The 2,498-nt window shown below is 73.3% G+C and carries 1 protein-coding gene; it reads left to right on the forward strand.

Features of this window, described 5'->3' with window-relative positions:
• Positions 1-2,498: non-ribosomal peptide synthetase (locus ACLEQD_RS41310; protein WP_410391402.1), on the forward strand; the 2,498-nt coding region annotated here is incomplete at both ends.

Raw genomic sequence — 2,498 nt, forward strand, 5'->3', positions numbered from 1 at the left:
GCAGCAGCGGCTGTGGTTCATCGACCAGCTGGAGCCGGGCAGCCCGCTCTACAACATGCCGCTGGCGCTGAGCCTCAACGGCGACCTGGACGTGGACGCGCTGCGCGCCAGCCTGGACGCGCTGATGGCGCGGCATGAGTCCCTGCGCACGACGTTCCGCATGGAAGCAGGCAAGCCGGTGCAGGACCTCCACGCCGAGGCCCACGTCCCCCTGGAGCTCGTGGACCTGACGGGCCTGGGCAGCCGCGCCGCGAAGCAGGCCGAAGCCCAGCGCCTGGGCTACGCGGAGACGCTGCGCCCGTTCGACCTGACGCGCGGGCCGGTCATTCGCGCCCTGCTGCTGAAGCTGGACGCGCGCGAGCACCTGCTCGTGCTGCACCTGCACCACATCGTGTCCGACGGCTGGTCGCTGGGCATCCTCGTGCGGGAGGTCACCGCGCTCTACGAGGCCCGGCGCGCGGGGCGGCCCCCCGCCCTGCCGGAGCTGCCGGTGCAGTACGCGGACTTCGCCGTCTGGCAGCGCGGCTGGCTCCAGGGCGGCGTGCTGCAAGCGCAGGTGGAGTGGTGGAAGCACCAGCTGTCCGGTGCGTCCTTCGTCCTGGACGTGCCCACCGACAGGCCGAGGACCGCCACCGCTTCGCAGCGAGGCGGACTGATTCGGGTGACGCTGCCGCGCGCCCTGAGCGAGCGCGTGGATGCGCTGGCGCAAGCCGAAGGCGCCACGCCGTTCATGGCGCTCCTGGCGGCGTTCCAGGCCGTGCTGTCCCGCGTGTCCGGGCAGGACGACGTGCTGGTGGGCTCGCCCATCGCGAACCGCCGGCACGCGGAGACGGAGGGCCTCATCGGCTTCTTCGTGAACATGCTGGTGCTGCGCGGCCGCATCGGCGCACGGACGACGTTCCGTGAGCTGCTGGCCCAGGTGCGCGCCACCACGCTGGGCGCGTACGAGCACCAGGACATCCCCTTCGAGCACCTGGTGGAAGCGCTCCAGCCCGAGCGCGACCTGGGCCGCACGCCGCTGTTCCAGGCGATGTTCGCGCTCCAGAACGCCCCGGTGTCGGAGCTGGCGGTGCCCGGCCTGTCCGTGACCCCGGCCCACTTCGAGGGCGAGACGCTGTCCCAGTTCGAGCTGGCGCTGGACCTGCACCGCACGGGCGACGGCTACGAGGGCGCCTTCCGCTACGCCGCGGACCTGTTCGACGCGAACACCCTCGAGCGGTTCGTGGCCCACCTACGCCGGCTGCTGGAGGCCGTGTGCGATGCGCCGGACCTGCCGCTGGCGGACGTGTCGCTCGTCTCGCCGGAGGAGCTGGTGCGGCTGGTGCGCACGGGCAGCGGTGAGCTGGTGGACTTCGAGCGCGACGCCACCCTGCACGGCCTCATCGAGCGGCAGGTGGCGCGCACCCCGGACGCCCCGGCCGTGGTGTTCGGAGACACGGCGCTGACGTACCGGCAGCTGGACACGCGGGCCAACCAGCTCGCGTGGCGGCTGCGCTCCATGGGGGTGGGCCCGGAGGTGCGGGTCGCCCTGTGCCTGGAGCGTTCGGTGGAGGCCATCATCGCGCTGCTCGCGGTGCTCAAGGCCGGCGGCGCCTTCGTGCCGTTGGATCCGGGAGCCCCCTCCGCGCGCAAGGACTTCGTGCTGCGCGACAGCGGCGCGGCCGTGCTCGTCACGACGGAGGCCGCGTGCGGCGACTGGAGCCCGTATGGCGCCCAGGAGCTGTGGCTGGACGTGGAGCAGGCCGGCCTGGGGGCCCTCTCGCACGAGCCCCTGCCCGCGCTGACGGGCCCGGAGCACCTGGCGTACGTGCTGTACACGTCCGGCTCCACGGGCACGCCCAAGGGCGTGATGGTGCAGCACCGCTCCGTGCTCAACCTGCACCGGGCCATGGGCCGCGCGCTCTACGCGGGCCAGCCCCGGGGCCAGCGCGTCACCGTCAACGCGCCGCTGTACTTCGACGCGGTGATGGAGCGCGTGGTGCAGCTCATCGACGGCCACTGCCTGTACGTCGTCCCGGACGCGCTGCGCCTGGAGCCGGAGGCGATGCTCGCGTGGCTGGAGCAGCACCGCATCGACTCGCTGGACTGCACGCCCGCGCAGCTCAAGCCGCTGCTGGCGGCCGGGCTGCTGGAGCGCGCCTGGGTGCCGCCCCTCATCGTGCTGGGCGGCGACGCGCTGGATTCCGAGTCGTGGCGGAAGCTGGCCGCGACGGACCGCACGCGCGCCTTCAACGCGTACGGCCCCACGGAGTGCACCGTCGGCACGACGGCCGCGCCCATCCAGGGCAGCCCGAGGACGGAGCCCGTCATCGGCAGGCCGCTGGCGAACCTGAACGCGTATGTGCTCGACGCGCGGCAGCGCCTGGTGCCCTTCGGCACGCCGGGCGAGCTGTGCTTCTCCGGCGAAGGCCTCACGCGCGGCTACCTGGGCCGGCCGGACCTGACGGCCGAGCGCTTCCTGCCGGATCCGTTCAGCGCGGAGCCCGGCGCGCGCCTCT

The sequence above is a fragment of the Corallococcus sp. 4LFB genome (assembly GCF_046520365.1).
Taxonomy (GTDB): domain Bacteria; phylum Myxococcota; class Myxococcia; order Myxococcales; family Myxococcaceae; genus Corallococcus; species Corallococcus caeni.